At 73.2% G+C, this 24,673-nt stretch carries 25 protein-coding genes; 11 read left to right on the top strand and 14 right to left on the bottom strand.

Translation table 11 applies throughout. The features are described from left to right. Positions 1–88: 88 nt before the first annotated feature. Entirely contained in the window at positions 89–955 is an 867-nt protein-coding gene (locus tag ACGFNI_RS00450; protein ID WP_393679205.1) for a class I SAM-dependent methyltransferase, read from the bottom strand. A 102-nt stretch (positions 956–1,057) separates the two neighbouring features. Here ACGFNI_RS00450 and ACGFNI_RS00445 point away from each other — a divergent pair, with 102 nt between their 5' ends. Continuing rightward, positions 1,058–2,110 carry an MsnO8 family LLM class oxidoreductase gene (locus tag ACGFNI_RS00445; protein WP_393679204.1) on the top strand — a complete coding sequence of 351 codons (1,053 nt, stop codon included), beginning with the start codon at positions 1,058–1,060 and terminating at the stop codon, positions 2,108–2,110. Between the two features lie 102 nt (positions 2,111–2,212). Here ACGFNI_RS00445 and ACGFNI_RS00440 read toward each other — a convergent pair whose 3' ends face one another. From ACGFNI_RS00440 to ACGFNI_RS00430, 3 genes are all read right to left on the bottom strand, one after another. Then, positions 2,213–3,466: a TerD family protein gene (locus tag ACGFNI_RS00440; RefSeq protein WP_393680290.1), complete on the bottom strand. Its 1,254-nt coding sequence runs from the start codon at positions 3,464–3,466 to the stop codon at positions 2,213–2,215. Between the two features lie 85 nt (positions 3,467–3,551). Next, the gene (locus tag ACGFNI_RS00435) at positions 3,552–3,824 is read right to left on the bottom strand and encodes a GlsB/YeaQ/YmgE family stress response membrane protein (protein ID WP_393679203.1); all 273 of its coding nucleotides are present in this window, start codon (positions 3,822–3,824) and stop codon (positions 3,552–3,554) included. A gap of 225 nt (positions 3,825–4,049) precedes the next feature. After that, on the bottom strand, positions 4,050–4,859 hold the full coding sequence (locus tag ACGFNI_RS00430; RefSeq protein WP_393679201.1) for an NAD-dependent epimerase/dehydratase family protein: 810 nt from the start codon (positions 4,857–4,859) through the stop codon (positions 4,050–4,052). Between the two features lie 276 nt (positions 4,860–5,135). Between ACGFNI_RS00430 and ACGFNI_RS00425 the strand changes: the two genes are divergently transcribed. Beyond that, positions 5,136–6,131 (top strand): 5-dehydro-4-deoxyglucarate dehydratase, encoded by a 996-nt coding sequence (locus tag ACGFNI_RS00425; RefSeq protein WP_393679200.1) that lies wholly within the window; start codon positions 5,136–5,138, stop codon positions 6,129–6,131. Continuing rightward, the gene (locus ACGFNI_RS00420) at positions 6,131–7,348 is read left to right on the top strand and encodes a hypothetical protein (RefSeq protein WP_393679198.1); all 1,218 of its coding nucleotides are present in this window, start codon (positions 6,131–6,133) and stop codon (positions 7,346–7,348) included. Before ACGFNI_RS00425 ends, ACGFNI_RS00420 begins: the two co-directional genes overlap by 1 nt. Before the next feature lie 61 nt (positions 7,349–7,409). Here the strand turns inward: ACGFNI_RS00420 and ACGFNI_RS00415 are convergent, their stop codons facing one another. From ACGFNI_RS00415 to ACGFNI_RS00405, 3 genes are all read right to left on the bottom strand, one after another. Beyond that, positions 7,410–8,072, bottom strand: a complete 663-nt coding sequence (locus ACGFNI_RS00415; RefSeq protein WP_393679196.1) for a class F sortase — start codon at positions 8,070–8,072, stop codon at positions 7,410–7,412. A gap of 51 nt (positions 8,073–8,123) precedes the next feature. After that, positions 8,124–8,726: a hypothetical protein gene (locus ACGFNI_RS00410; RefSeq protein ID WP_393679194.1), complete on the bottom strand. Its 603-nt coding sequence runs from the start codon at positions 8,724–8,726 to the stop codon at positions 8,124–8,126. A gap of 307 nt (positions 8,727–9,033) precedes the next feature. Further along, on the bottom strand, positions 9,034–9,804 hold the full coding sequence (locus tag ACGFNI_RS00405) for an IclR family transcriptional regulator (RefSeq protein ID WP_393679192.1): 771 nt from the start codon (positions 9,802–9,804) through the stop codon (positions 9,034–9,036). Positions 9,805–9,923: 119 nt separating this feature from the next. Between ACGFNI_RS00405 and ACGFNI_RS00400 the strand changes: the two genes are divergently transcribed. The 4 genes from ACGFNI_RS00400 to ACGFNI_RS00385 all read left to right on the top strand — a co-directional run bounded on the left by ACGFNI_RS00400 (position 9,924) and on the right by ACGFNI_RS00385 (position 13,946). Next, complete coding sequence (locus tag ACGFNI_RS00400; protein ID WP_393679190.1) at positions 9,924–11,474, top strand: aldehyde dehydrogenase (NADP(+)); 1,551 nt, start codon at positions 9,924–9,926, stop codon at positions 11,472–11,474. Between the two features lie 5 nt (positions 11,475–11,479). Further along, on the top strand, positions 11,480–12,040 hold the full coding sequence (locus tag ACGFNI_RS00395; RefSeq protein ID WP_393679189.1) for a GNAT family N-acetyltransferase: 561 nt from the start codon (positions 11,480–11,482) through the stop codon (positions 12,038–12,040). A gap of 28 nt (positions 12,041–12,068) precedes the next feature. Then, positions 12,069–12,773 (top strand): DsbA family oxidoreductase, encoded by a 705-nt coding sequence (locus tag ACGFNI_RS00390; protein ID WP_393679187.1) that lies wholly within the window; start codon positions 12,069–12,071, stop codon positions 12,771–12,773. 111 nt (positions 12,774–12,884) lie between these two features. Then, complete coding sequence (locus ACGFNI_RS00385) at positions 12,885–13,946, top strand: aminotransferase class V-fold PLP-dependent enzyme (protein ID WP_393679185.1); 1,062 nt, start codon at positions 12,885–12,887, stop codon at positions 13,944–13,946. 40 nt (positions 13,947–13,986) lie between these two features. Here the strand turns inward: ACGFNI_RS00385 and ACGFNI_RS00380 are convergent, their stop codons facing one another. The 5 genes from ACGFNI_RS00380 to ectA form a co-directional block, all read right to left on the bottom strand. Continuing rightward, on the bottom strand, positions 13,987–15,306 hold the full coding sequence (locus ACGFNI_RS00380; RefSeq protein ID WP_393679183.1) for an alpha/beta fold hydrolase: 1,320 nt from the start codon (positions 15,304–15,306) through the stop codon (positions 13,987–13,989). 107 nt (positions 15,307–15,413) lie between these two features. After that, a complete protein-coding gene (gene thpD, locus ACGFNI_RS00375) occupies positions 15,414–16,313 on the bottom strand; it encodes an ectoine hydroxylase (RefSeq protein ID WP_393679181.1) in 900 nt (299 codons plus the stop codon). 105 nt (positions 16,314–16,418) lie between these two features. Then, positions 16,419–16,832 carry an ectoine synthase gene (locus tag ACGFNI_RS00370; RefSeq protein WP_227045804.1) on the bottom strand — a complete coding sequence of 138 codons (414 nt, stop codon included), beginning with the start codon at positions 16,830–16,832 and terminating at the stop codon, positions 16,419–16,421. A gap of 56 nt (positions 16,833–16,888) precedes the next feature. Beyond that, positions 16,889–18,157 (bottom strand): diaminobutyrate--2-oxoglutarate transaminase, encoded by a 1,269-nt coding sequence (gene ectB, locus ACGFNI_RS00365; protein ID WP_393679179.1) that lies wholly within the window; start codon positions 18,155–18,157, stop codon positions 16,889–16,891. Positions 18,158–18,281: 124 nt separating this feature from the next. After that, positions 18,282–18,848, bottom strand: a complete 567-nt coding sequence (gene ectA / locus ACGFNI_RS00360) for a diaminobutyrate acetyltransferase (protein ID WP_393679178.1) — start codon at positions 18,846–18,848, stop codon at positions 18,282–18,284. Between the two features lie 453 nt (positions 18,849–19,301). On the opposite strand from ectA, the gene ACGFNI_RS00355 reads away from it, so the two are divergent. Continuing rightward, positions 19,302–20,402 (top strand): amidohydrolase family protein, encoded by a 1,101-nt coding sequence (locus ACGFNI_RS00355; protein ID WP_393679177.1) that lies wholly within the window; start codon positions 19,302–19,304, stop codon positions 20,400–20,402. Between the two features lie 69 nt (positions 20,403–20,471). Here the strand turns inward: ACGFNI_RS00355 and ACGFNI_RS00350 are convergent, their stop codons facing one another. Together ACGFNI_RS00350 and ACGFNI_RS00345 are read right to left on the bottom strand one after the other, a co-directional pair. Then, positions 20,472–21,533, bottom strand: coding sequence for a bile acid:sodium symporter family protein (locus tag ACGFNI_RS00350; protein WP_393679175.1), 1,062 nt, complete (start codon positions 21,531–21,533; stop codon positions 20,472–20,474). 57 nt (positions 21,534–21,590) lie between these two features. Beyond that, entirely contained in the window at positions 21,591–21,947 is a 357-nt protein-coding gene (locus tag ACGFNI_RS00345) for an ArsR/SmtB family transcription factor (protein ID WP_393679172.1), read from the bottom strand. A gap of 169 nt (positions 21,948–22,116) precedes the next feature. Between ACGFNI_RS00345 and ACGFNI_RS00340 the strand changes: the two genes are divergently transcribed. The 3 genes from ACGFNI_RS00340 (at position 22,117) to ACGFNI_RS00330 (ending at position 24,649) form a co-directional block, all read left to right on the top strand. Continuing rightward, positions 22,117–22,524 carry a hypothetical protein gene (locus ACGFNI_RS00340; protein WP_393679170.1) on the top strand — a complete coding sequence of 136 codons (408 nt, stop codon included), beginning with the start codon at positions 22,117–22,119 and terminating at the stop codon, positions 22,522–22,524. 45 nt (positions 22,525–22,569) lie between these two features. Next, on the top strand, positions 22,570–23,316 hold the full coding sequence (locus ACGFNI_RS00335; protein WP_393679168.1) for an SDR family NAD(P)-dependent oxidoreductase: 747 nt from the start codon (positions 22,570–22,572) through the stop codon (positions 23,314–23,316). Between the two features lie 202 nt (positions 23,317–23,518). Then, positions 23,519–24,649 (top strand): SCO1860 family LAETG-anchored protein, encoded by a 1,131-nt coding sequence (locus ACGFNI_RS00330; RefSeq protein ID WP_393679166.1) that lies wholly within the window; start codon positions 23,519–23,521, stop codon positions 24,647–24,649. The last annotated feature ends 24 nt before the right edge of the window (positions 24,650–24,673 follow it).

Below are 24,673 nucleotides of genomic sequence, written 5' to 3'. Positions count from 1 at the left end.
CCGCTCATTCGGAGAGACTTCGCCGAGTGTTCCGCCGCCACCGGCACCTTCGGACGCACCCGTTGGGACACCGGCATCAGGCCGGCGGTCACCGGCCCGTGGCGGCGGCCGTGAGGAGGTAGTAGTCCAGCAGGCCGTCCCGGTACGCGGTCAGATACCGGCGCGGCCACTTGTCGCGGAGTTCGGGACGCTCGGCCATGTAGCGGTCGTAGCACTCCCAGACGCCGTCCCCGACGGACCGGATCCGCACGTGTGCGAGACCGGCGCCGGCGAGCGCCTGGGTCACCTCGTCGACGACGTGCGGTACGTCCAGGCCGTCGGCGAACGCGGGCAGCAGGCCGGGCAGTTCCTGTGCGGCCCCCGGGGTGCGGGCGAAGAACGTGGTCAGCGCCAGCCGGCCGTGCGGGCGCAGCACCCGCGCCGTCTCCTGCGCGAAGCCGGGCAGATTGCGGAAGTGCTGCACCGCCTCCACGGAGAAGACGCAGTCGACGGAGGCGTCCGGCAGCGGGATGCGCTGGGCGGCGCCGCGGACGAACTCCAGCCGGCCGGTGCCGGGACGCTCCGACAGGTCGGGGTGGGTGCGGCGGGCGCGGGCGATCTGGTCGGGGTGGGCGTCCAGGCCGGTGACCGAGGCGAAGCCGTACTCCTGGAGGGCCAGCGCGCTGCCGAGGCCACGGCCGCAGCCGACCTCCAGGGCGTCGCAGCCGTCGGTGCGCGCGAAGGTGTCGAGGACCAGCCGGTAGAGGTCCTGCTCACTGCGGATCCGGTCGGCCTCGGTCAGCGGGCCGTGGTGTCCGGCGTGCGGCATCCGGGCCCAGTAGCCGAAGTTGATGAAGCCGCCGGCGAAGGCGGCGACGGTGCTGAGGTCGAAGTCGCCGTAGACCTTGGTGACCCGGTCGGGGAGGTCGGGGCCTTCCGGGTGACCGGCGTCGTCCGGGGGCGGCTGCTGCGTCATCACACGCTCCTCGTGCAGGCCGTGACGTACGGGGCGGGGCGGGGTGCCGGCCGTGCGGCACGGTGGGCGGAATCCTGGGCGCGCGCGGGTGTTGAAGGGGAGGTGAGCTCGACGATACGGACGACACGATTCTCGGTCCTGGACCGGTCCCGCACCAGGCAGGGGCATCCGCAGGCGGACGCGCTGCGCGACACCGTGGCGCTGGCGCGGCACGCCGAACGGCTCGGCTACCACCGCTTCTGGGTGTCCGAGCACCACAGCGTGCCGGGGGTGGCCGGCTCCGCGCCCACCGTGCTCGCCGCCGCGGTCGCCGCGGCCACGTCCGTGATCAGGGTCGGCACCGGCGGCGTGATGCTGCCCAACCACCGGCCGCTGGTCGTCGCCGAGCAGTTCGGGGTGCTGGAATCGCTCTTCCCCGGCCGGATCGACATGGGCCTGGGCAGGTCCGTCGGGTTCACCGGCGGCATCCGCCGTGCCCTGGGCGCCGACAAGGACGCCGCCGAGGACTTCGGGGACCGGCTGGCCGAGCTGACCGGGTACTTCACCGGCACCCAGCGCAGCCACCCGCAGGTGCACGCCTGGCCCGCCGAAGGGCTGCGGGTGCCCGCGTTCGTGCTGGCCACCGGCGCGGGCGCGCAGTCGGCCGCCGAGGCGGGGCTCGCGCTGGTGATCGGGGACGTCCGGGGCAGGCAGCGCATGCGGGAGGCGATCGACGGCTATCGCGCGGCCTTCCGCCCCTCGGCGCTGTGGGACCGGCCGTACGTCGTCGTCTCGGGGACCGTCGCGGTGGCCGGCAGCGCCGCCGAGGCCCGTCGGCTGTTGCTCCCGGAGGCGTACGCCCTGGCCCACTCGCGTACCCACGGGGTCTTCCCTCCGCTGCGGCCCGCGGCGGAGGCCGAGGCGGCGGCGGGGGCCATGCCGGAGCGGGAGCGCGGCTTCTACGACGCGGCGCTGCGCGGGCAGCTGTACGGCACGGATGAGGAGGTCGCCGACGCGCTGGGCACCCTGATCGAGGAGACCGCGGCGGACGAGGTGCTGGTCACGACCAGCACCTATGAGCGGGCGCCGCTGCTGGAGTCCTACGAGCGTCTCGCCGGGGTGGCGGGTCTGGCGGGCGCGGGCGGTGGCCGGCGGGAGGCGGCGGACCGGCGCTGAGCGGCGCGGGCGGAGCGGCGCACGGGCGCGGGCCCCGGAAGGATCCGTGGGCCCCCGGAGGGCCCGCGGGCCTGCGGGGCCTTCCGGGGCGCTGCGGCGGGCTCAGAGCGCGGCGGCCCCGGGCTTGACCATGCCGCGGACCGTGCGCGCGTCGACGAACTCGCCCATGGCCGTCATCTCCCACTCGCCGGAGAACTGCCGGATGAGCTTGGCCATCATCACGCCGGTGCGCGGCTCGGCGCCGGTCAGGTCGAAGCGCACCAGTTCCTCGCCGGTCGTGGCGTCCGTGAGCCGGCAGTACGCCTTGGCGACGTCGGTGAACTTCTGGCCGGAGAAGGAGTTCACGGTGAAGACCAGGCCGGTGACCTCAGCGGGGATGCCGCCGAGGTGGACGGTGATCACTTCGTCGTCGCCGGAGCCGTCGCCGGTGAGGTTGTCGCCGGAGTGCTGGATCGCGCCGTTGAGCACCTGGAGCCGGCCGAAGAAGCAGTTGGCGACCTTCTTGCGGTCCGGTCCGTAGGCGATGACCGAGGCGTCCAGGTCGATGTCCTTGCCGCGGAAGGCGGGCTCCCAGCCCAGGCCCATCGCGACCGAACTGAGCAGCGGGGCGCCGTCCTTGACCAGGGAGACGGTCTGGTTCTTCTGGAGGCTGACCCGGCCCTTGTCGAGGTTGATCTTGCCGGCGCCGGGGGCAGGTGCGGGCGGCGCCGGAGGCGCGGCGGGCGGGGCCACGGGCGCGGCGGGCGGCGGGGCGAGCGGTGCCGGGGCACCGGTGGGCGGTCCCCACTGGCCGGCGGGCGGCGCCGCGGGGGCCTGCGGCGGACCGGCCGGCGGCTGCGGGGCGGGCGCGGCCTGCGGTTCGGGCTCCTCGACGCTGACGCCGAAGTCGGTGGCGATCCCGGCGAGTCCGTCGGCGTAGCCCTGGCCGACGGCGCGCACCTTCCACGCGCCGTTGCGGCGGTAGATCTCGACGACCACCAGCGCGGTCTCCGCCCCGAGCTGCGGCGGGGTGAAGGAGGCGAGCACGCTGCCGTCATCGGCGTTGCGGACGGTGCCGGTCGGTTCCGTACCGGCGAAGGTGGCGCCGGGCGCGTCCAGGCTCGCCGTGACGACGATCTTCTCGATGGTGTCGGGCACCGCCGCGGTGTCGACGGTGATGGTGTCGCCACCGCCCGCCGCCCCGGAGCTGTGGGTCACACCGGGGCCGCTGGGCTGGTTGTAGAAAACGAAGTCGTCGTCGGAGCGCACCTTGCCGTCGGCGGTGAGCAACAGGCCCGACACATCCAGCCGCGCGGGAGCGGTGACGTCCACCGCCACCCGCGCGGAGGTGAGCGGGAGGTTCGAGCCAGGAGTCATAGCGGTCATGCCAGCAGTAACGAACGACCGGCTTTTACGGTTCCATTACCCGTGGCCTCCCGTGCCGCCCGGCCGCCCGGGAGGGTCAGCGCCGGTCGCGGGAGTTGCCGAACAGCAGCCGGTAGGCGATCAGCAGGACGAGGGCGCCGGCGATGGCCGCGATCCAGGTCGAGAGGTCGAAGATGTCCTTCGGTATCGGGCGGTCCAGGATCTTGACGGACAGCCAGCCGCCGATGAAGGAGCCGACGATGCCGATCAGGGTGGTGCCGACGAGCCCGCCCGGGTCGCGTCCCGGGAGCAGGACCTTGGCGATCACGCCGGCGACCAGTCCCAGTACGAGCCAGCTGACGATACCCATGGTGCGTTTCCTCGTTCCTGCGCGGTGCCGCGCTGATGTGCCGCCGCGCCGTGCGCTGTTGCGATGCGCCGCCCGTATGGCGGCGCTGCCGGTGTGACGTGGTGTTTCGGATGTGGTGTTGTGCCCTGAAGGACGCGTGCCGAGGGCGGCGCGTTGCGTGCGGCGGCGGATCGGCCGCGGCGGATGGCGGGCCGGGGGCGCGGGCGGCCCCGCCGCGCGCCCCGGTCAGTGCGGCCAGAGGGGCGGGTCGGTGCAGAACGCCCCGCCGATATGGGCGTGTTCGGGGTTGTCCGGGTCGAGTGCGCCCTGGGCGGCGAGCAGGGCGGGCGCGTACGGTTCGGAGTCGTCCTGCGGCGCGTACCCGAGGGCGCGGGCGCTCGACAGGTCCCACCACAGCCGGGTGTTGGCCGACGAGGCGTAGGCGACGGTGTGGCCGACGTGCGGCGCGGTCAGGGCCGCGTGCAGCAGCCGCGCGCAGTCCGCGGGGCTCAGCCAGATCGACAGCATCCGTACGGTCGTCGGCTCGGGGAAGCAGGAGCCGATGCGCAGCGAGACGGTCTCGATGCCGTGCAGGTCCCAGTAGAGGGAGGCGAGGTCCTCGCCGAAGCCCTTGGACAGGCCGTAGAAGGTGTCGGGGCGGCGCGGGGTGTCCACGGGGATCGCGGCGGATCCGTCGGCGGGCCGCGGGGTGAACCCGACGGCGTGGTTCGACGAGGCGAAGACGACCCGGCGGACGCCTTCCTCGCGGGCCGCCTCGTAGAGGTGGTGGGTGCCCTCGATGTTGGACCGCAGGATCTTCTCGAAGGGCGCCTCCAGGGAGATGCCCGCGAGATGGATGATCGCGTCGACGCCGCGTACCGCCTCGCGCAGCGCGTCCGTGTCCGCGAGGTCGGCGGTGATCGCGTCCGGGGCGTCCGCGACCGGCCGCTGGTCGAACAGCCGCAGCCGGTAGCCGTACGGCGGCAGCAGCGCGCGCATCAGGGTGCCGAGTCCGCCGGCGGCGCCGGTGAGCAGGACGGTGCGGGGTGCGGTCATGGGCGGGCTCCTCGGGCTGAGCTGCAAGGCTGCATGCGCGGACAGCATTCAGATGTGTGGACACGGTAGGGACGCCGATCAGGGCAGGTCAAGACACCGGCCAGGGCGGCCAGTTCGGCTCGCGGCGCGGTGGTTTCGGGCCCTTGACCGGCGCGGGAAGGCTGCTCTAGCGTGACGGCGTTCAGAGATATGTACGTAGATCAGAGACGTGCACGACGGTGTGCGAGGAGAGACGCGTACGCGCCGCCACACGTACGAGTACGCCAGGGAGAGCCCGTGACCTCAGACCCGCCCCCGGCTACCGCTGGGACGTACCCCCGACTCGCCGCCCGACTCGACGGACTGCTGTTCTTCCCCGTGACCGCCTACGCGCCCGACGGCACGGTGGACCTGGACACCTTCCGCACCCATGTGCGGCGCGGCATCGACGCGGGTGCCGCCGCCGTCTTCGCCTGCTGCGGCACCGGCGAGTTCCACGCGCTCACCCCCGAGGAGTACGCGCGCTGCGTCGCCGCCGCCGCCGAAGAGGCCGCCGGGCAGGTGCCGGTGGTGGCGGGGACCGGCTACGGCACCGCGCTGGCCGTGCAGTTCGCCCGGCTCGCCCGCGACGCGGGCGCCGACGGGCTGCTCGCGATGCCGCCCTACCTCGTCGTCGCCGGAGCGGACGGCCTGCTGCGGCACTACCGCGAGGTGGCGGCGGCCACCGAGCTGCCGGTCATCGTCTACCAGCGCGACAACGCCGTCTTCGACCCGGCCACCGTCGTCGGACTGGCCAGGACGCCGGGCATCATCGGCCTCAAGGACGGCCTGGGCGACCTCGATCTGCTCCAGCGCATCATCAGCGCGGTCCGCACCGACGCCCCCGACGAGGACTTCCTCTACTTCAACGGCCTGCCCACCGCGGAGCTGACCGGGCCCGCCTACCGTGGTCTGGGCGTCCGCCTCTACTCGTCGGCCGTCTTCGCCTTCGCACCCGAGATCGCCCTCGCCTTCCACCGGGCGCTGACCACCGGCGACGAGGCCACCGTCATCCGGCTGACGGACGGCTTCTACCGGCCGCTCGTCGAACTGCGCAACCGCGGGCGCGGCTACGCCGTATCGCTGGTCAAGGCGGGGGTAAGGCTGCGCGGCCTGGACGTCGGCCACGTCAGGCCGCCGCTGGCCGAACCGGAACCGGCGCACCTCGACACGCTCCGCACCCTGATCGGGCACGGCCTCGGGCTGGTGGCGGGCGACGCCCCCGGGGCACCTGCCGGATGGGTCGGCCCCTGATGCGCACCGCCGCCTTCCTCTACCCCTGGGACGTGGTGGGCGACCCGGAGGCCGCGCAGCGCCTCGCCGGTCTCGGCATCCGGCAGGTCACCCTGGCATCGGCCTACCACTCCACCCGCGCGCTCACCCCCCGCCACCCGCGCCACCGCATCGTCACCGCCCGGCACTCCGCGGTCCTCTACCCGCCGGACCCGGCGCACTGGGCGGGCCGGGAGCTGCGCCCCCGCGTCCAGGACTGGATGCCGGGCCCCGACCCGTTCGGCGAGGCCGCGCGGGCGCTGGCCGGGGCCGGCCTGGAGGTGCACAGCTGGGTGGTCCTGGCCCACAACTCCCGCCTGGGCGCCGACCATCCGTCATCCGTCGTGCGCAACGCCTACGGCGACCCCTACCCCTGGGCGCCGTGCATCGCCCGCCCCGAGGTGCGCGACCATCTCGTCGCGCTCGCGGCGGAGGCGGCGGTGAGGCCCGGTGCCCGTGGCACCGAGCTGGAGTCCTGCGGCTGGTACGGCATGGCGCATCTGCACGCCCACGACAAGATCGGCGGGGTGCCGCTCTCCGGCGCCGCGCAGTACCTGATGTCGCTGTGCTTCTGCCCGGTCTGCCGCCGCGGCTATGCCGAACTCGGCCTGGAGGCACAGGAGTTGCGCGCGGCCGTCATCCGCGCATTGGAGCCGCTGTGGACCGGGGCCGCCGTCCCGTCGTCCGCGGACGGCAGGGCGGGTGAGTGGGCCGCGGTCGAGGCGCTGCTCGGCGCCGACCGCGCGGCGGTGGCACACACCTGGCGCGACGGGGTGGCCGACGGCCTCAGGCGCGCGGCGGTGGCGGCGGTCCGCGCGGCGGCCACCGGGGAGTTCCGGATCCTGCTGCACGCCGACCCGGCCGCGCACCGCTGCGGGCCCAACCCCGGCGTGGACCCGGCCGGGGTGTTCGGGTACGCGGACGGCGTGGTGGTGCCCTGCGGCGGCGGCGCGGCGGCGCGGGCGGACGCGCTCGCCCCGTTCGCCGCGGCGCCCGGCGCGGCGGGCGCCGCCGTCGCCGCCAACCTCACCGTGGTCTCCGGGATGGGCGGCAGCCCCGGCACGCTCGCCGCTGACGCCGCGCACGCCGCCTCGCTGGGCGCCACCGAACTGCGGCTCTACCACGCGGGTCTGGCGAGCGAAGCGGACCTGGCCGCCGTACGCACGGCGCTGGCCGGGCCCGCGCAGGCCCGGCGCTGAACACCGGACCGGGGCGGCTCCCGCGGGCCGCCCCGGCGTATGTGGCCCCCCTGCGCGGCGGTTACCCGCCGCCGGTCAGGTGCGCGAAGACGACGACGTTGCCGCGGTACGCGTGCCGCTGTCTGTCGAAGCCGCCGCCGCAGGTGATCAGGCGCAACTCGGCCCGCCGGGAGGGACCGTAGACCTTGGCGTCGGGGAAGTCGTCGCCCCGGTAGACCTCGACCGCGTCCACGCTGAACACCGCGGTCCTGCCGTCCGCACGCCGGACCTCGACGGTGCTGCGCTTCTTCAGCGACCCCAGGTCGTGGAAGGCGGCCGGGCCTTCCTCGGTGTCGACGTGACCGGCGATCAGGGCGGTGCCGCGGGCGCCGGGTGCGGTGCCGTCCCGGTACCAGCCGGCCAGGTTCCCCGGCCGCACGGGCGGCGCCTGGAGGGTGCCGTGCGCGTCCAGGCGCAGCGCGGTCAGGGGCGCGTCGATGCCGGCGGCCGGCACCGTGACGCGGAGCGGCCGTGCCGCGGGAAGCGGCGCCGCGGCGTCCCCCGCCCAGGTCCCCGCGCCGCGTGGGGCGACCGCCTGGGCGCCGAACGCCTGGGCGGTGGAAGGCTGGGGCGGCGCGGTGGCCTGCGCGCCGGTGGCGATGAGCCAGATCCCGGCACCCAGGGACGCCACCGTCAGTACGGATATGCCGGTCGTCCCGCCGCTCACACGGCTCCTGATCCCCATCGCGATTCCCTGCCTCCAAGAGGGCGTATCCGAACGGTGTTCCGGCCGGTGTCAGGCCCGCTCGCCGGTACGTCGGCGGCGCAGCATCCAGATGCCGCCCGCCCCCGCGACCAGCAACGCGCCCACCCCCGCGGCGATCTCGGCGGAGCCGGAGCCGTCGCCGGTGCTGCCGGTCCCGGCGTGCACCATGCCCCGGGGCGGTCCCGTGGGGGCGTGCGGGGCCGATGCGGCGGGCCCGTACCGCTCACCGCCGGGCCCGCCACCTGCCGCCGCGCCGGAGCGGGCACCCGCCGCGGCTTTGGTGCCCGCGGCGACCTTCACCGCCCCGGTGAGCTGAGTGCCGTCGGGGCAGCTGCCGCTGATGCCGTAATTGCCGGACGCCAGGCCCCGCTTGACGGGGAGGGTGCCGACCAGCCGGCCGCCGTCCGCCCCGGGGATCAGGGTGAGGGTGCCGGCGCCCAGCGAACCGGCGTCCACCCGCGCCGGGCCGCCGCCCTGGCAGTCCGACGTGGACAGCGTCGCGGTGTGCCCGGGAACGGCGGGACGGGGCGCGGCGTCGACCACACCGAAGTCGTCGGCGTGCGCCGGCACGGGGGCGAGCCCCAGAACGGCGACGGCCAGCGCGGACCCGAGGTGCAGTCGAGTGGAGCGCATGCGAGGAACCTCCGCGAAGCGCGGTCGCGGCACGTCGGTGCGCCGCCGGAACGTCGGGGTTCCGCGCCTTCTGCCTCCGAGATAAGCGGTCCGGCGCGCCCGGAGCCTGCTGACGCCGGGTCAGAACTCGCCCGCCCGGGGGGCGTGTCGTCCGAGCCGTCCAGCAAAGTGCCAGGTCAGCGCGGGGATGTGGAAGGCGTCGGGCGACACGGTGACGTAGCGGTGATCGGGTGATCGCTCTGCGCGCTCGTGTGTGGTATCGGCGGCGCCCCGACGTCGCGCGACCGCGGACGGGCCGCCCGCCCGCTCACAGCCGCCGGGTCGCCAGGGTCAGCCGGTCGCGGGCGTCGAACAGGGTGTCCTTGATCATCTGCTCGTGGGCCGGGGTCAGCCGCGCCACCGGCACCGAGCAGCTGATGGCGTCCCGCGCCGGTGTGCGGTACGGAATGGCCACGCCGAAGCAGCGCAGCCCCAGCGTGTTCTCCTCGCGGTCCACCGCGTAGCCCTGCTCGCGCACCGTGTGCAGCTCCTCGATCAGCTGCTCGCGGTCGGTGAGGGTGTGCTCGGTCAGCGCCGCGAGCGTCGGCGGCAGCATCGACCTGACCTGGTCGTCGGTGTACGTGGCGAGCAGCGCCTTGCCCAGCGAGGTCGAGTGCGCGGGCAGTCGGCGGCCGACCCGGGTGAACGGCCGCAGGTAGTGCTGGGACTGACGGGTCGCCAGGTACACGACGTTCACGCCGTCCAGGCGCGCGAGGTGGATGGTCTCGGTGGTGTCGTCCGAGAGCCGGTCCAGGGTCGGCCGGGCCGCGGCCACCACTTCGTCGCCGTCGATGTACGACGTGCCGACCAGCAGGGCGCGGACGCCGATGCCGTACCGGGTGCCGGTGCCGTCCGTCTCGACCCAGCCCAGCTCGACGAGGGTGCGCAGCAGCATGTACAGGCTGGACTTGGGGTAGCCGACGGCTTCCTGGACGGAGGCAAGGCTGTGCATGCCGGGGCGGCCGGCGAAGTACTCCAGCAGCTCCACCGTCCGTACCGCGGACTTGACCTGCGATCCACCGGTATCGGCAGCTGACATCGCCTTGACCCCTCTGTTCGGACCGCCATAGAGTCCCAAGTATTCAGTATCCGGGACGCTGTTCAGCATATAGAACGGGATCCTGGGTGCGGCAAGCGTTCGCCCGGGAGGAATGCACGGTGGCAGCAGCGGCAGCAGCACCAGTCTGGAGTGTCGACCCCCGTACCGGGAAGCGTCGCGAGCAGGTTGCGGTGGAGGCCACAGCGGCCGAGGTGGACACCGCGGTAGGGGCCGCGCACGCCGCCCGCCCCGCCCTCGCCGACCGGGCCGTCCGCGCCGCCCTGCTGCGCCGCGCCGCCGACCTGCTGGACGCGGCGGGGGAGCGGGTCATCGAAGCCGCCGACGCCGAGACCGCGCTCGGCCCCGGCCGGCTCACCGGCGAACTGGCCCGCACCACCTACCAGTTGCGGTCCTTCGCGGACAGCGTCGACGAGGGCGCCTTCCTCGACGTCCGCATCGACCACGCCGACCCCGCCCTCACCCCGCCCCGCCCCGACCTGCGCCGCTACAAGATCCCGCTGGGCACCGTCGCGGTCTACGCCGCCAGCAACTTCCCGCTCGCCTTCTCCGTGCCGGGCGGCGACACCGCCAGCGCCCTGGCGGCCGGCTGCCCCGTCGTCATCAAGGCACACCCCGACCACCCGGCCACCTCCGAACTCTGCGCCGCGCTGCTGCGCAGGGCAGCCGCCGACGTGGGGCTCCCGGACGGCGTGATCGGCCTGGTCCACGGCTTCCAGGCGGGCCTCGACCTGGTCCGCCACCCGCAGGTGTGCGCCGCCGGATTCACCGGCTCGGTACGCGGCGGCCGTGCCCTCCACGACGCCGCAGCCGCCCGCCCGCACCCCATCCCCTTCCACGGCGAACTGGGCAGCCTCAACCCCGTCGTCGTCACGGAGTCCGCCGCGGCGGAACGCGCCGAGGCGATCGGCGCCGGGCTCGCCGGGGCGATGACCCTCGGCACCGGCCAGTTCTGCGTCAAGCCCGGCCTGGTGCTGGCCCCTGAAGGCGAGGCGGGCGACCGGCTCCTGACGGCACTGACCGCCGCGGTCAGCGACACCGAGGCCGGGGTGCTGCTCGACCACCGGATGCGCGACGCCTTCCTCGACGGCGTCCGCACCCGCGCCGCGCTCCCCGGCGTGCAGGCCCCGGTGACACCAGGAGCGGGCGGCGAACACACCGTCAGCGCCGGATTCCTCACCCTCCCCGCCGCGGCGCTCGCCGAAGACGGCACCCACGACCTCCTCCTGGAGGAGTGCTTCGGGCCCGTCACCGTCCTCGCCCGCTACACCGACGAGGCCGAGGTCGCCGCCGTACTCGCCAGGCTCCCCGGCAACCTCACGGCGACCCTCCAGCTCGGCGCCGACGAGAGCGCGGGCCGGGACGGCGCGGGCCGCGGCGCCCGGCTGCTGGCCGACGCCACCGCGCTGGCCGGACGGGTGGTGGTCAACGGCTGGCCCACCGGCGTCGCCGTCGCCCCCGCCCAGCACCACGGCGGCCCCTACCCGGCCACCACCTCCACCGCCACCTCGGTCGGCACCACCGCCGCCGAACGCTGGCTGCGCCCGGTCGCCTACCAGGACACCCCGCCCGCACTGCTCCCGCCGGAACTGCGCGAGGACAACCCGCTCGGCCTGCCCCGCCGGGTCGACGGCCGCGCCGAGCACGCGTAGGGCACGTGCTGACGGTTCGTGGGGCCGCCCCCGCCGACCTGGAGCAGATCGCCGCCCTGCACGCCAGGGCCCGCGCCGCCCACGACCGGCTGCGGTTCCCCGGCGTGCCCTTCGACGAACCGGCCGAGCGGGCCAGGACCCGCGCCTCCTGGAACCGCGCCCTGACGGACGGCGACGCGCGGGCGCTGTGCGCCGAGCGGCACGGCCGGGTGCTCGGCGCCGCCTGGTATGCCACGGGCACCGCCCCCGGCACCGTCACCCTCCACCAGCTCCAGGTCGACCCCGCCCACTGGGGCACCGGCATAGGCGGCGCCCTGCACACCGCCTGCCACCGCGCCTGGCACACCGCGGGCTGCGCCGTCGCCTCTCTGGACGTGGTCTGGCACAACCACCGCGCCCGCACCTTCTACGCGGCACTCGGCTGGCGCCCCGACCCGGCCCGCAGGCCGGCCCCCGACGCCACCCACCTCACCCTGACCCTGCCGGTGACCCCGCCCGCCGATGAGACGCCGCACCCGCCGGACACCCCGGGGAATACCCCGCCGCCCGCCCGGGTTGTCCCGTGACCATCCCCCGTACGAGGAAAGTCACCCCATGCGCGTCGAAATCTGGTCCGACATCGCCTGCCCCTGGTGCTACATAGGCAAGGCCCGCTTCGCGTCCGGTCTGGCCGGCTTCGCGCACCGCGACGACGTCGAGGTCGTGCACCGCTCCTTCGAGCTGGACCCGAACGCCCCGGCGTCCTCCGGCGTCCCCGTCCTCGACATGCTCGCCACCAAGTACGGCGTGAGCCGCGAGCAGGCCGAGGCGATGGAGGCCAGGGTGGCCGAAGCGGCGGCGGGCGAGGGCCTCGGCTACCGCTCGGACCGGCTGCACGGCAACACCTTCGACCTGCACCGCCTGCTGCACCTCGCCAAGGAACACGGCGTCCAGGACGCTCTCATCGGCGCGCTCTACCACGCCAATTTCGCGGAGGCCCGCCCGCTCGACGACTCGGAGGTCCTCACCGCGCTCGCCACCGCGGCCGGAGTGCCGGCCGAGGAGAGCGCCCGGGTGCTGGCCGACCCGACGGCCTACGCGGACGCGGTGCGCGCCGACGAGCGCGAGGCGTCCGAACTGGGCGCGTCCGGCGTCCCGTTCTTCGTCATCGACCGCCGCTACGGCATCTCGGGCGGCCAGCCGGCCGAGGTCTTCCGGCAGGCCCTGGAGCGGGCCCACGCGGAGCGCCCCGTGCAGATCCTGCCGGACGCGTCGGCGGATGTCTGCGGCGACGACGGGTGCGCCGTCCCCGGGAAGTGAGCCGATACCGGCCCGCCGAACCCCTTGTGACCTGCGGGAACAAGGAAACGCGCGGGCCGGTGGCCGCCACCTGCCGTGGACGTGCGGCGGCCCGTCCCGCAGAGTGGGTCCATGCAGCGACACGAGTCACTCGGCGGGGCCGAGTTCGCGCCCGAGATCTGCTACCTCAACTCCGCGTCCAGCGGCCTGCTTCCGCTGCGCGCCGTCAGCGCCGTGCGCGCGGCACTCGACGAGTCCCTCTCGCACGGCAGCATGGGCCGCGACTACTTCGGCTCGTCGGCCGAAGCCAGGGCGGCCTTCGCCCGGCTGCTGGGGGTACCTGCCGACCGGGTGGCGATCGGCAGCTCGGTGGCGGTGCAGTCCGCCTTCCTCGCCTCCACCCTCCCGCCCGGCTCCGAAGTCCTGGCCCCCGAAGGGGACTTCAGCTCCCTGGTCAACCCGTTCGCCGCCCGCCCCGGCATCACGCTCCGCACCGTGCCCCTGGGTGACCTGGCCGACGCGGTCCGCCCCGGCACGGCGCTGGTCGCCTTCAGCGCCGTGCAGTCACGCGACGGCAGGATCGCCGACATGGACGCCGTACGGGACGCCGCGCGGGCGGCCGGCGCGCGCACCTACCTCGACATCACCCAGGCCGCGGGGTGGCTGCCGTTGCGCGCCGCCGACTTCGACTACGTCGCCTGCGGCGGGTACAAGTGGCTGCTGTGCCCGCGCGGCACGGCCTTCATGGTCTTCGGCGGCGAGCGCGCGGCGTGGCCCGACGCGCTGCACGCGGGCTGGGCCGCGGGCGAGGACCCGGGCGAGTCCTGCTACGGACCGGTCACCGAACTCCCCGCCACCGCACGGCGTTTCGACGAGGCGCACGCCAACTACGCCTACACGGGCGCCGCGCAGTCACTCGGCCTGCTCGGCGAGATCGGGGTACCGGCGGTGCACGCGCACAACACCGCCCTGGCCGCCCGGTACCGCGAAGGGCTGCTCGCCCGCGGCATCACCCCCTGCCCCGCCCCCGGCTCGGCGATCGTCTGCGCCCCCGGCATCGCCGGCGCCGCGGACCGCCTGGCCGACGCGGGCGTCCGCGTCTCCGTGCGCGACGGACTGCTGCGCGCCGCCTTCCACCTCTACAACTCCGACGACGACGTGGACCTGCTGCTCGACCTGCTCGGCGGCGGCTGAGCCCAGGACCCGCGCGGCCCGGACCGCCGCCGCCCGGGGCTCACACCTCCCCGCGCACCGTCCTGATCAGCCGGTCGAGCACCGCGCCCTCGCTCACCCGCAGGCCGTCGTGCTCCCACTCGTTGGTCACCCACACCCGCAGGCCACGGATCCGTTCGGCGGTCCGCAGCGACTGCGCGGTGTCGACGTACATGTCGTCGAAGTAGACCGCGGCGGCGGCCGGCACCTCATTGGCGGCCAGCCGCCCCGCGTCGTACAGGTCCGGCCAGTCCGTCCGCTCCGCGAGCGCCTGCGCGGTCTCCTTCAGCGGACGCAGCGCCGGGTCGGTGTCGAACATCCACGGGTACATCATCTCGCCGGTGAAATACAGCGGCCCGGTGCCGTCGAGCGCCGTGCGCACGGCGAACTCCGGGTGCTCGGTGAGCCCGTCACGCACCCGCTGCGCCGCCCACCCGGTCGGCCCCCGATCCACCGAACGCTGTCCGTAGATCGCCTCGTGCAGCACGGTGAACAACGGCGTCGCGGCGTACGACAGATGACCCTGCACGGCCTCCAGGAACGCGTCGCCCAGCTCCCGCCCGGCCGTGCCCTGCACCCAGGCGTCGGCGACGAGATGGTGCAGGACGTGCGACCCGTTGCCGCTGCCCAGCATCAGGCCGAGCGCCTGGAACGCCTCGGGGGTCAGCGTCCCGCCGCCCGGCAGCCGCACCTCGTGTGCGCACAGGTGCTCCGCGATCGCGCGCACCGCGGCCACGTCCTGCGGATAGCGCGCGTAGTGCGCGGCGTTCTTGCGGGCGACCCGCGGATAGGCCGCGCGGTAGACGTCGTCGGCGCTCGCGTCGATCCCCGGCAGCCCGCCGGTCACATACGCCTCGCGCAACCCCTCGGGCGCCCGCGAGAGATACGCGACGGTGCAGAAGCCGCCGAAGCTCTGCCCCAGCACGCTCCAGGGGGTGCCGTCACCGGCCAGTCGCCCGCGGAAGTGTTCGGCGTCCCGCACGATCGCGTCGGCACGGAAGTGCGCCAGGTAGGCGGCCTGGGCGTCGGGACCGCCGCGCAGCGGGAGTGTCTGCCGGTTGGCGGGCGCCGAGCGGCCGGTACCGCGCTGGTCGAGCAGCAGCACGCGGTAGTCGTCCAGCGCTCTGGCCAGCCAGGATTCCCGGCCCAGCGGGCGCGGCGCGGGGCAGCCTGGACCGCCCTGGAGATACACGAGCCAGGGCAGTTCCTCCCGCTCCCGGCCGGCGGCCACCACCTCGCGCCCGTAGACCGCGATCCGTTCGCCGTCCGGGGCGTCGTGGTCCAGCGGCACCTCCTGGACGTGGTCCCTCAGCACGATCCCCGGCAACCGGTCGGCACCCATCAGCACTTCCTCACCTCTCGTCGTCGCACACGGCGAGGCCGCCGCACGGATTTCTCCGCGCGGCGGCCTCGCCACCCGCATGTGCCGGCCGGGCCGGCGCCGGGAAACTATCTCACCGGTGTGAACTCACGGGCACCGATGAACTCGGGACGCCTCACCGGCGCCGCGAACGGCTCCACCGCGGTGTTCTCCACGCTGTTGAAGACGATGAAGACGTTGCTGCGGGGATACGGCGTGATGTTGTCACCGCTGCCGTGCATCGCGTTGCAGTCGAACCAGGTCGCCGAGCCGGCCGCTCCGGTGAACAGCCGGATGCCGTGCTTGTCGGCCATCTTCGTCAGGACCTCGTCCGACGGGATGCCCGCGTCCTGCATCTGGAGCGACCGCTTGTAGTTGTCCTTCGGCGTCTCGCCCTCGCACCCCACGAAGTGCCGGTGCGAGCCAGGCATGATCATCAAGCCGCCGTTGGTGTCGTAGTTCTCGGTGAGTGCGATCGAGACCGAGACCGTGCGCATGTTCGCCAGACCGTCCTCGGCGTGCCAGGTCTCGAAATCGGAGTGCCAGTAGAAGCCGGAGGCACCGAAGCCGGGCTTCACGTTGATCCGCGACTGGTGGACGTAGACGTCCGAGCCGAGGAGCTGACGTGCCCTGCCGACCACGCGCGGATCGGAGACGAGGCGGGCGAACACCTCGCTGATCTTGTGCACCTCGAACACCGACCGGACGCTCTGCGACTTCGACTCGATGATGGAGCGCGGATCCGCGCGCACCGTCGGGTCGTGGACGAGCCGGTCCAGTTCGGTGCGGTACACCGCGACTTCTTCCGCGGTGAGCAGTTCCCCGATGGCGAAGAAGCCATCGCGTTCGAAGTCGCTCAGCTCGGACGGCTGGAAGGGCCCTGCCGTGCCGGGCTGCGACCACACCACCGGATCCTTCCGCGGAGTGATCACTTCGGTGGATCCACGGGTCGGGTACAGGTCGGCGGTGCGCTCGGGTGCGGTGGTCATGGTGTTGCCTTCCTCTCCTCTCGTACGTGCTCTTGTCCTACGCGCGTATGCGTGCCTTCCTCCACTGCCGGACGGGGCAGACGGGCGGCGTCCAGGGCCTGTCGGCTACCGGACCGCTTCCGGTTCGGGCTCGGTGAGCAGCGGGTAGACGCCGTTCTCGTCGTGGTCCTCACGGCCGGTGACCGGCGGGTTGAAGACGCAGACGCAGCGGAAGTCCTTCTTGATCCGCATGGTGTGCTTCTCGTGGCCGTCGAGCAGGTACATCGTGCCGGGCGTGATGACGTGCTTCTCGCCGGTCTCGTCGTTGGTGAGCTCGGCCTCGCCCTCCACGCAGAGCACGGCTTCGATGTGATTCGCGTACCACATCGAGGTCTCGGTCCCCGCGTACAGGGTGGTCTCGTGGAGCGAGAAGCCCACGCGCTCCTTGGCGAGCACGATGCGCTTGCTCTCCCACGTGCCGGATGCGGCCTTGACGTGGCGGTCGGTGCCCTCGATGTCCTTGAAGGATCGGACGATCACGGTGAGTCGGTGCCTTTCTGTGAAACGGATACGGAGCGGTGGTGCCTCGGGACTGCTCAGGCGCAGTCGCGGACGGCGCGGGCGAGGATCCGCAGACCCTCGTCCAGCTCCTCGGGGGTGGTCGTCAGTGCCGGCAGCAGCTTGATGACCTCGCTCTCCGGACCTGAGGTCTCGATCAGCAGACCCAGGTCGAAGGCGCGCTTGGCGATCTTGTTGGCGAGCGGCTTGTCGGTGCACTCCAGGCCCCACACCAGACCGCGCCCGCGGTACTCGGCGATGGCTTCGGGGTGCTCCTCGACGATGGCCTTCAGGTGTGCTTCGACGATCTCACCGCGGGCGAGAGTCTGCTTCTCCATCTGGCCGTCGGCCCAGTAGGTGTCCAGCGTCGCGGCGGCGGTGACGAACGCCGGGTTGTTGCCGCGGAAGGTGCCGTTGTGCTCGCCCGGCTCCCAGACGTCCAGCTCGGGCTTGAACAGGGTCAGCGCGAGCGGCAGGCCATAGCCGCTGATGGACTTCGAGACGGTGACGATGTCCGGCGTGATGCCCGCCTCCTCGAAGGAGAAGAAGGCACCGGTACGGCCGCAGCCCATCTGGATGTCGTCGACGATCAGCAGCATGTCGCGGCGCTCGCAGAGATCGGCGAGCGCACGCAGCCATTCGGGTCGTGCGACGTTGATGCCGCCCTCGCCCTGGACCGTTTCGACGATCACGGCGGCGGGGGTGTTCAGGCCGGAGCCCTGGTCCTCCAGGAGACGCTCGAACCAGAGGAAGTCCGGGTACTTGCCGTCGAGGTAGTTGTCGAACGGCATCGGGGTGCCGTGCACCAGCGGGATGCCGGCGCCGGCGCGCTTGAAGGCGTTGCCGGTCACGGCGAGCGAGCCGAGCGACATGCCGTGGAAGGCGTTGGTGAAGGACACGATCGACTCGCGGCCCTTGACCTTGCGGGCCAGTTTCAGCGCGGCCTCGACGGCGTTGGTGCCCGTCGGGCCCGGGAACATGACCTTGTAGGGGAGGTCACGCGGGCGCAGCACGATGTTCTGGAAGGACTCCAGGAACGCCCGCTTGGCCGTGGTGGACATGTCCAGGCCGTGGGTGACGCCGTCCCGCTCGATGTAGTCGATCAGGGCGCGCTTGAGCACCGGGTTGTTGTGGCCGTAGTTGAGCGAGCCGGCGCCGGCGAAGAAGTCGAGGTAGGTGTGGCCGTCCTCGTCGATCATGCGGCTGCCCTGCGCGCGGTCGAACACGGTCGGCCAGCTGCGGCAGTAGCTCCGCACCTCCGACTCCACGGTCTCGAAGACGCTCAGGTCGGGCTGGGTGATGGTCACAGCATGCTCCAGGGAGATGAGTGGCGTGAGGGAGTACGAAGACTGAGGGGAAGAGGGTGTCCGGCGGCGGCACGAGACGTGCCGGACGACTGCGGGTACGGGGTTACCGCGTGCGCCGGATCCGTCAGCGCAGGGGGCCGGCCGGTGGTTCGAACGGGCCGATGAGGTGCAGCACCTCGGGTTCGTGGCCGGTCTCGGGGAAGCGGCCCGCGTCGAAGAGCACCTCGCGGTGGTGCGGCGCTCCGTGGCGCTCGGCGAACGACGCGAAGAGCCGGTTGGACGCGGCGTTGTCCTGCGTGATGGTCGTTTCTATGCGGCGGACGCCCAGTTCGTGCGCGGTGCGGGTGGTCAGCCCGTCCAGCAGTGCAGCTGCCAGGCCCCGGCCGCGGTGCGCGTCGTCGACGGCGATCTGCCAGACGAGGAGCGTGTCCGGGCGCTCGGGGCGGACGTAGCCGGTGACGAAGGCGGCCGGCTCACCCTCGGCGTCGCGGGCGACGGCAGAGGTGGCGGCGAAGTCGCGACACCACAGGAGGTAGCTGTAGGAGGAGTTGAGGTCCAGTGCCTTCGAGTCGCGGGCGATACGCCAGATCGCGGCTCCGTCCTCCACGCGTGGGGTGTCGTGCTTGAAACCCTCCGGCAATTCCTTGATATCGCTACGGGCACGTGCATGGTCTGCTTGTGCGGCGGTCATGGGAATTAAATTTACCCAGGGAAAAAGGAAATTGCATCGCGAGGAGGGGTTACGCGGACACATGCCTTCATGTTATCGCGCGGGGGCGCCCGAGCGCGCGGGCTGGCGGCCGAATGTGTCGGTTTGCCCCGGAAATCTGGGGCGAAACGGTCACCCTGTGGGGTCGGTCACAGGTCCGTAACGTCCTTGAGATCCGTCCGAATTTTGGCACTTGCCACTAGCGGAATCTTGGCGTTTGAGGTCCGGAAAACCGGGAAGAAGAATACGGGAAGCTGTGCATTTCAAGAATTGGGAATTCGCCATCGGAAGGCGTTCTTCAGGTCTTGTGACGGCCGTCGGAAGGGCTCCGAAGGAAAGTGCGGCAGGCATCCCGGTTTCCGGGAAATGACCGGAGTGTGGCGAGCCGCGAGAGGGCCGGACGGACCGTCGGGACCGTACGCATAAAGTGCCGTCATGACGTCGAAGAGTGAAGGTGCGACGCTGCACCTCAAGGGGCGGGTCCTCGCCGGGCCGGACGACGTACGCGACGAGATGTGGGTCGTCGGCGGGCGGGTCAGCTACGAACGCCCGCGGGGTGTGCGGGACTTCACGACGGTCGAGGGCTGGGTGCTGCCCGGCCTCGTCGACGCGCACTGCCACGTCGGCCTGGACGCGCACGGTCCGGTGGACGCCGCGACCAGCGAGAAGCAGGCACTGACCGACCGCGACAACGGCACCCTGCTGATCCGCGACGCCGGATCCCCGTCCGACACCCGCTGGATCGACGACCGCGAGGACCTGCCGCGGATCATCCGCGCCGGACGGCACATCGCCCGCACCCGCCGCTACATCCGCAACTACGCCCATGAGATCGAGCCGGACGACCTGGTCGCCTACGTGGCGCAGGAGGCCCGCAGGGGCGACGGCTGGGTCAAGCTCGTCGGCGACTGGATCGACCGCTCGACGGGCGACCTGGAGTCCTGCTGGCCGCCAGGCGCGGTCGCGGCTGCCATCGCCGAGGCGCACCGCCTGGGCGCCCGGGTGACCGCCCACTGCTTCGCGGAGGACTCCCTCGCGCCGCTGGTCGAGGCGGGCATCGACTGCATCGAGCACGCCACGGGCCTGACCGATGACACCATCCCGCTGTTCGCCGAACGCGGCGTGGCGATCGTCCCCACCCTCGTCAACATCGCCACCTTCCCCGACCTCGCCGCGGGCGGCGACGCGAAGTTCCCCCGGTGGGCCGACCACATGCGGCGCCTGCACGCGCGCCGCTACGACACCGTCCGTGCCGCCTACGACGCCGGGGTGCCGATCTACGCGGGCACGGACGCGGGCGGCTCGCTCGCGCACGGCCTGGTGGCCCAGGAGGTCGCCGAGCTGATGAAGGCCGGCATCCCCGCGGTGGACGCGCTCTCCGCGACGACCTGGGGCGCCCGCGACTGGCTGGGCCGCCCGGGGCTCACCGAAGGCGCACCGGCCGACCTGGTGGTCTATGCCACCGACCCGCGCGCCGACGTCCGGGTGCTGGCCGCGCCGCGCCGGGTGGTGCTGCGGGGACGGGTGATCGGCTGACGGACGGCGGGCCCGAAACCGCGAGGCCCCGCCCGGAGCACCGGACGGGGCCTCGTCGCCGTGCGCGCCCTACGACGTGCGCCGCGCGGAGCGGGCCATCCAGGCGGCGACCACCGCGCCCGAGACGTTGTGCCACACCGAGAACACCGCGGCGGGCAGCGCGGCGGCCGGGCTGAAGTGCGCGGTCGCCAGGGAGGCGGCCAGGCCGGAGTTCTGCATGCCGACCTCGAAGGCCATCGCCCGGCTTGCGGGCCGGCCGAGCCTGGCCAGCTTGCCCGCGCCGTAGCCGAGCGCAAGACCGAGACCGTTGTGCAGCACCACCGCGACCACCACCAGGGCCGCCGCGTCCTTGATCGCCGCGGCGCTGCCTGAGACCACGGCGAGCACGATGGCGGCGATGGCGACGACGGAGATCCAGGGCAGCGCGCGCAGCACCTTGTCGACATAGCGGCCCGCCGCGAGCCGCACCAGCAGCCCGGCCAGGACGGGCAGCAGCACCGTCTTGAGAATGTCGGTGACCATCACCCCGGCGTCCACGTCGAGGAACTGCCCGGCGAGCAGCAGCGTCAGCGGGGGCGTGACGAGCGGGGCCAGCACGGTGGAGACGGTGGCGACCGAGACCGACAGGGCGACGTCGCCGCGGGCCAGGAACGTCACGACGTTGGACGCGGTGCCGCTGGGCGCACAGCCGACCAGGATCACGCCGGCCGCCAGCTGCGGCGGCAGGTCGAGCACGGTCGCGATCAGCCAGCCGAGCCCCGGCATGATCACGTAATGCGCGACCAGGCCGAGCCCCACCGCCCAGGGGCGCTTGGCGACGGCGGTGAAGTCCGGCAGGGTCAGCGTCAGACCCATCGAGAACATCACCACGCCGAGCATCCAGGGCACCGCGGGCGCCCAGCCGGTGAAGTGCGAGGGCCACAGCAGGCCGACCGCGCCGGCGGCGATCACCAGCAGCGGGAAGACCGTGACGGCGCGGCGGGCGGCGCGGTCGGACGAGGGGAGGTCGCCGGACGGCGCCGCACCGGCCGTGGTGCCGTCGCCCGCCGGGGGCCCGGCAGCGCCGTTCGTCGGCTGCGGCGGCCCGGACGTGCCGGGTTCGTTCGAGGTGTTCGTCTGCTCGGTGGACACGGCCGCACCCTAACCGCCGTCTCCGTGTACGGGACAACGGATTTCGGATGGTGGACGTCAGCCGGCCGCGGCGTGGTCGGCCGCCGCCGCCCGCAGCAGCGCGTCGAGCAGGCCGGGGAAGCGGGCTTCGAGGTCGGCCGCGCGCAGCGAGATGTAGCGCTCGCGGCCGATCTTGCGGGTGTGTGTCCAGCCGGCCTGCCGCAGGATCCGGAAGTGGTACGAGCCGGTGGCGCGGGTCACCGGCAGCTCGATGTCGCCGCAGCCCGCCTCGCCGTCGGTGGCCAGCCGGCACACGATCCGCTGCCGCAGCGGGTCGCTGTACGCCTGGAGCAGCTCGCCGAGCCGGATGGCGCCGGTCGCGGGCTGGTCGGCGTCGGCGGGCGGGGAGGCGCTGGGGGGATCCGTCAGGGGCATATTTCGAAAGCTCTCTAACTGAGTGATAGCGTCCTGAGTCGTCGAACCATTCGACGACTCTCTAATTATCCACCCGGGGTGGCACCTTCGCGTGCCGTCTTCCGCGTGCCGCGACGGCGTGCCCGTGCGACCGCCGTGGCCACCCCGCCCGCAACCGACGAGGTGACCGATGCCCGGTACGACCCATGATCCCGCCCCCGCGGACCAGGAAGGCGCGGGGCCTGTCTCCGGCGCCCCGCTGCGCACGCTGTTCTGCATCGGCGTGACCCAGGACTTCTTCGCCGCGGACGACGACGAGCGCGCCGCGGTCGCCGCCGCCCTCCCGCCCGCCTTCGGCCGCCTCGCCGAACGCTTCGGCGTGCGGGTGCTCGGCACCCTCGACGACGACCAGCTGATGGTCGGCGCGGCCACCGGCTGGCCGTGGACGTCGTACATCCTCGCCGACGTGCCCGACCTGGACACCGTCTCCGCCGTCTGCGGCATCGTCCGCGACACCGAGGCGGGCGCCGGGCGGCTGTGGCGCTACCTGCGCATCGAGGCCAGGATCGGCCGCCCCTTGTTCTTCGGCACCGACTGACACCCCGCGCCCCACTCCGTTCCACCGCCACGAAAGGCCCGCACCGTGCTCGACACCGGCCTCGCCGACCACACCGTACTGATCACCGGCAGCGCCCAGGGGCTGGGCGCCGCCCTCGTCCGGGCGTTCCACGCCGAAGGCGCGTACGTCGCCGCCCTGGACATCGACGAGGAGGCCAACCGCGCGCTCGCCGCCGCACTCGACCCCGGCGGCGACCGCATCCTCCCGGTCCGCGCCGACCTGGGGGATCCCGCGGCCATCGAGGCCGCACACCAACGCGTCGACGCCTGGCGGCCGGTGGACGTGCTGGTCAACAACGCCGCCCGGCCGCTGACGACTTCGCTGTGGGAGATCACGCCGGAACAGTGGGACGAGGTGTTCGCGGTCAACCTCCGTGGCGCCTTCCTGCTGACCCGCCACGTCGCCACCGGGATGCGCGACCGCGGCTTCGGACGGATCGTCAACATGGCGTCCGTCGCGGGCCAGACACCCCGCCCGACCGGCGCCGCCTACGGTTCGTCCAAGGCCGGACTGATCGCGCTCACCCGCGTCTTCGCCGCCGAACTCGCCCCGTACGGCGTCACGGTGAACGCCGTGTCGCCCGCGATGATCGATACGCCGATGGTCCGCTCCGTCGGCCCCGAGGCGCTCGCGGAACTCGTCGCACAGGTGCCGCTCGGCCGGATCGCCACCCCCGAAGAGGTCGCCAGGGTCGCGGTCTTCCTCGCCTCCCGCACCTCGTTCGTCACCGGCGCGACGTACGACGTCAATGGCGGCGCCTTGATGCGGTGAAACGGTGGGGGCGCGGGCGGTCGGAAGTGTCAACGGATTCGAATGCGAGCGCTGAATCCACTCATAATGATGAACTCACCTCTCGTGGCTGACTGTTCACCCTCTGTACCTACAGTATGAGTGGGTCGAGGTCGTCGGCACGCGTGATGTCCCCCATTGGCGCGGCCGGCGGCTCCACTTCTCTTGTGGGGGTTCCACACACGTGTCCACCAGCTCCACCGGCCCGTCCGGCATGCCCGTACACCCGCGGCCGACCGGTTCCGAGGCCCCGGCGGCCCGCCGTTCCGCGCGCCGCTTCGCCGTCACCTGCGTCGCCACGGCGCTGACGGCGGGCCCCGTTCTCCTCCTCGGCGCCGCGCCCGCGCAGGCCGCCGATGGCCACGGCACGTCCGGTGCCGCCGTCCTGCGCACCAACCTGGACGTCGGCCTGCTCAACAAGGCCGTCAACGTCCCGCTGCACGTCGCGCTGAACGACGTGCACGCGCCCGCCGACGCCGACAAGACGGCGCTCAGCGTCGACCTGGACGGCGTCGACCAGGGCAAGCCGTTCAGCGTGCTCAGCGCAGACGTCGCCACCGCGCGCGCCACCGCCGACGCGAAGAAGGCCGAGGGGTACAGCAACCTCGCGCACGCCAAGGTGCACGTCCCCGGCCTTCCACTGCTGTCCCTGATCGAGGTGGAGAAGGTCACCTCGCGTGCCGTGTGCGAGGCGGGCAAGCGCCCGGTCGCCACATCCAACGTGCTGGGCACCGTGAAGGTGCTGGGCAAGACCGTCACGCTCACCGCGGGCGGCACGACGGAGGTCAAGGTTCCCGGGGTGGGGGACGTCCGTCTGGATCTGTCGAAGAAGAGCGTCACGTCCACGACGGCGGCGGCCACCGCGCTGGACCTCAAGGTCTCCGTCAACCCGCTGAAGCTGAACGTCGCCGAGGTGAACGGCCACGTCCAGCTCGCCGACGCCACCTGCACCACGCCGGGCGGCGAGGGCGAGACCGGCGGGACGACCGGCGGCTCCGCATCCGGCGGCCAGGACGGCGGCCAGACGGGCGGCCAGACGGGCGGTCAGGACGGGGGGCAGACGGGCGGCCAGAACGGCGGCCAGAACGGTGGCCAGTCCGGCGGGCAGTCGGACGGCGGTGCGTCGAGCGGCGGCAAGGGCTCCGACGTGAGCACCCAGACCGGATCCGACGGCAAGAACCTCGCCGAGACCGGCAGCAGTTCGACCACGCTGTACCTCGCGGGCGGCGCCGCGCTGCTGGTCGTCGCGGGCGCCGGATCGCTCGGCTACGCCCGCAAGCGCAAGGCCGCGGCCCAGCAGGGCGACCGCGGCTGACCGACCCCGTATCCAGGACCGGTG

Source organism: Streptomyces sp. NPDC048644, from assembly GCF_043199105.1.
In the GTDB taxonomy this organism is placed as follows: domain Bacteria; phylum Actinomycetota; class Actinomycetes; order Streptomycetales; family Streptomycetaceae; genus Streptomyces.
The sequence above is the reverse complement of the archived record's forward strand: the minus strand, read 5'-3'. Positions and strand labels throughout refer to the sequence as shown.

Excerpts from the sequence above, each read along its gene's own strand:
- ACGFNI_RS00450 (WP_393679205.1), bottom strand. The coding sequence starts at position 955 with ATGACGCAGCAGCCGCCCCCGGACGACGCCGGTCACCCGGAAGGCCCC.
- ACGFNI_RS00440 (WP_393680290.1), bottom strand. The coding sequence starts at position 3,466 with ATGACTCCTGGCTCGAACCTCCCGCTCACCTCCGCGCGGGTGGCGGTG.
- ACGFNI_RS00435 (WP_393679203.1), bottom strand. The coding sequence starts at position 3,824 with ATGGGTATCGTCAGCTGGCTCGTACTGGGACTGGTCGCCGGCGTGATC.
- ACGFNI_RS00430 (WP_393679201.1), bottom strand. The coding sequence starts at position 4,859 with ATGACCGCACCCCGCACCGTCCTGCTCACCGGCGCCGCCGGCGGACTC.
- ACGFNI_RS00420 (WP_393679198.1), top strand. The coding sequence starts at position 6,131 with ATGCGCACCGCCGCCTTCCTCTACCCCTGGGACGTGGTGGGCGACCCG.
- ACGFNI_RS00415 (WP_393679196.1), bottom strand. The coding sequence starts at position 8,072 with ATGGGGATCAGGAGCCGTGTGAGCGGCGGGACGACCGGCATATCCGTA.
- ACGFNI_RS00410 (WP_393679194.1), bottom strand. The coding sequence starts at position 8,726 with ATGCGCTCCACTCGACTGCACCTCGGGTCCGCGCTGGCCGTCGCCGTT.
- ACGFNI_RS00405 (WP_393679192.1), bottom strand. The coding sequence starts at position 9,804 with ATGTCAGCTGCCGATACCGGTGGATCGCAGGTCAAGTCCGCGGTACGG.
- ACGFNI_RS00390 (WP_393679187.1), top strand. The coding sequence starts at position 12,069 with ATGCGCGTCGAAATCTGGTCCGACATCGCCTGCCCCTGGTGCTACATA.
- ACGFNI_RS00385 (WP_393679185.1), top strand. The coding sequence starts at position 12,885 with ATGCAGCGACACGAGTCACTCGGCGGGGCCGAGTTCGCGCCCGAGATC.
- ACGFNI_RS00380 (WP_393679183.1), bottom strand. The coding sequence starts at position 15,306 with ATGGGTGCCGACCGGTTGCCGGGGATCGTGCTGAGGGACCACGTCCAG.
- thpD (WP_393679181.1), bottom strand. The coding sequence starts at position 16,313 with ATGACCACCGCACCCGAGCGCACCGCCGACCTGTACCCGACCCGTGGA.
- ectA (WP_393679178.1), bottom strand. The coding sequence starts at position 18,848 with ATGACCGCCGCACAAGCAGACCATGCACGTGCCCGTAGCGATATCAAG.
- ACGFNI_RS00355 (WP_393679177.1), top strand. The coding sequence starts at position 19,302 with ATGACGTCGAAGAGTGAAGGTGCGACGCTGCACCTCAAGGGGCGGGTC.
- ACGFNI_RS00345 (WP_393679172.1), bottom strand. The coding sequence starts at position 21,947 with ATGCCCCTGACGGATCCCCCCAGCGCCTCCCCGCCCGCCGACGCCGAC.
- ACGFNI_RS00340 (WP_393679170.1), top strand. The coding sequence starts at position 22,117 with ATGCCCGGTACGACCCATGATCCCGCCCCCGCGGACCAGGAAGGCGCG.